We start from the raw sequence: 2337 nt of genomic DNA, 5'->3' as shown, positions 1-2337 counted from the left end.
AGGAGAAACTGCCGCTTTATCTGGGGTTCTTTGAGTTCGTACACAATGCCCGTAAGCGAGGAAAGGCACTGCTGGGCAACCTATTGGAGACCTTGTTGAACTAGCTCCCCAAAATCCGTATTGAGCCATCTGAATAACTATTGATGATTAGCTCGGCGAGCGTATCACTGGCCTACTCCTTAAGTCGTTACCATGCCGTGCTCCAGGGCAAAGCGCACCAGCTCAGTGCGGCTATTGGTGCCGGTTTTGCTAAACAAGCGGCTGACGTACTTTTCGACGTTGCGCACGCTGGTATCCAGGCGGCTGGCAATTTCTTTATTCATTAGCCCTTCGGCGACCAAATCGAGCACGCTCTGCTCGCGGGGGGTGAGGTCGATACGAATGTCGGAGGCCACCTTAGCGATACCGCCCTTCTGGCTCAGCATGGCTTTGATTTCTTCGATCTGGCGGGCCATCACTGCGATATCGGGCAGGTCACCCGAGTCTACCGTTTGAGCCGCGCGGCGACCGATCAGGTTGCTGACCACGGCGACCAGCTCTTCGGGGTCAAAGGGCTTCGAGAGGTAGGCATCGCAGCCCGAGTTGTAGCCCTGAATGCGATCGCTGGTCATACCCCGCGCCGTCAAAAACAGCACCGGCAGCCCCTTAAAGCGAACATCGTCGCGCACCTGAGCCAAAAAGGCATAGCCGTCTACCTGGGGCATCATGATGTCAGAGATCAGCACGTCAGGGGTTTCCTGCTGGAGCAAATCCCAGCCTTCTTTGGCGTTGCTGGCAGCGCGCACCGTAAAGCCGCTGTCTTCTAGGTAGGCTTGCACCGCCTCCCGTAGACCGGGCTCGTCGTCTACCAATAGAATATTTCCGGCTTGATCAGACATAACACTGTCCCAGATGACCTATCAATGCTCACTTTAACTCGTAATTGAGAAGCCAGAAGCGGTTCAGCCCCAGAAGGTAGCCTAGAAGGTAGATCGACTACCATTGATTACAAGACCTCATCCAGGCCGAGGGCGGCCTGGGCTAGCGATCGCAGGAGTATTGACTATGGACGGGTCATTTCCGCAAGGCATGCTGAAGAGCGAGTTGCTCCACCGTCTGGCCATTAACCTAGACACCGCCGAAGAGTTTGGCTCCATTGCCGAAGTTTGGGTCAATAGCCGCACCCATCAGGTGCAGGGCATTGGCTGTAGCGCCGGTGGGCTGCTACAGCGCCAGAGCCACCGATTTTTGTGGTCTCAGATTGGCTCGATTGGGCGCGATGGCGTGGTGGTTAAGGCGGGGGCACGGGTCGAGGCCATTGATGAGCACCTGCAAGACTGCTTGCCCCTGGGCGTAGTCGAGCTGTGGTCAGACCACGGCGATCGCACCGGCCAGCTTGCCGATTACCGCTTCGACCCGGCTACCGGCAATATTCTGCAATATCTGTTTATACCTGAGGAAACCAGCGGCCTGGCCCCCGGCCTTTATGCCCTCGACCCGGTAGCCGTCATTAGCACAGGCCGTCATCGCATGATGGCTGAAGATGCAGCCCTGCGAATGGCTCCCCTGATTCAGGCGGGCATGCCGCAGCCGCCAGAGCCAGCCCCACCGCGATCGCCCTTCGACCGCATTCCGCTCGACCGCATTCCTATGGATCGAATGCCCGACCCTCGCCAGGGCTGGGAGGCCGCCGTTAAGACAACTCGCCAGGCCCAGCAGCAGGTTAACGATCGCCTCCAAGACCAGCGCCAAAAGCTGGGGGCCGAAGCCCAAGATCGCCGCCAAAAGCTTCAGTCTGAGGCTCAAGACAAGTTAGGAGGCCTGTTAGGTAACGTCAAAAAGCGCACGCGCCACCTGCGCAATCAGCTGCGCGAGGCCGTTACCGATGCCACTGCTGGGCTGCCTTCGGGGCCAAATCTGCGCGATGACACTATGCCAACTATCGACGTTAACGCAATGGAACTCTGGCCTGAGGACGATCTGCCGCCAGAACAATCCCCAGAGCGCCCTCCCTATCGCCCCCCAAATCGCTAGGGCTCGTTACATATCTCGCTGGTAGTCGGCGATCGCCTCCAGTAAATCGGCCTTGCTAGCGGCTGGAATCAGGTCGGCCATCGTCACCGTTTTTTGCCCACCGCCAATCGCAATCGGGGTGCTAGTCAAAATGTCGGCCACGGCAGCTTCAGTCACCTCATCCCCTACCACCAGGGGGTAGAGCTTTTCGGCCAGGGGGGTGTGCAGCTTGGCATCGCCCAGGTACAGGTGCCACTTGGCAACATCGAGGTACACTTTGTCGCCAATGGCTGCGGCTAGGGATTCAATGGCGCGGGCGGTAGAGGCGTCAGACATAATTAAGAC

Annotated in this window: 3 protein-coding genes and 1 pseudogene; 2 read left to right on the top strand and 2 right to left on the bottom strand. The window is 58.2% G+C overall.

What is annotated here, in order from left to right; genetic code table 11:
* Positions 1 to 104, top strand: a pseudogene (locus IQ273_RS36245) (DDE transposase); the annotation flags it as partial.
* 75 nt (positions 105 to 179) lie between these two features.
* On the opposite strand, the gene IQ273_RS32620 reads toward IQ273_RS36245, so the two are convergent.
* Complete coding sequence (locus tag IQ273_RS32620; RefSeq protein WP_194027228.1) at positions 180 to 878, bottom strand: response regulator transcription factor; 699 nt, start codon at positions 876 to 878, stop codon at positions 180 to 182.
* 166 nt (positions 879 to 1044) lie between these two features.
* Between IQ273_RS32620 and IQ273_RS32615 the strand changes: the two genes are divergently transcribed.
* A complete protein-coding gene (locus IQ273_RS32615) occupies positions 1045 to 2013 on the top strand; it encodes a hypothetical protein (RefSeq protein ID WP_194027227.1) in 969 nt (322 codons plus the stop codon).
* A 6-nt stretch (positions 2014 to 2019) separates the two neighbouring features.
* Here the strand turns inward: IQ273_RS32615 and IQ273_RS32610 are convergent.
* Positions 2020 to 2337 (bottom strand): DUF3181 family protein (locus IQ273_RS32610; protein ID WP_313898334.1); only part of this gene is annotated, 318 nt, incomplete at its 5' end.

This window comes from Nodosilinea sp. LEGE 07298 (assembly GCF_015207265.1).
Classification (GTDB): Bacteria; Cyanobacteriota; Cyanobacteriia; order Phormidesmidales; family Phormidesmidaceae; genus Nodosilinea.
Note: the sequence above shows the minus strand (reverse complement) of the source record. Positions and strands in the feature narration are given on the sequence as shown.

What these genes read in the sequence shown, in the direction of transcription:
- IQ273_RS32615 (WP_194027227.1), top strand. Translation starts at nt 1,045, where the DNA reads ATGGACGGGTCATTTCCGCAAGGCATGCTGAAGAGCGAGTTGCTCCAC.
- IQ273_RS32620 (WP_194027228.1), bottom strand. Translation starts at nt 878, where the DNA reads ATGTCTGATCAAGCCGGAAATATTCTATTGGTAGACGACGAGCCCGGT.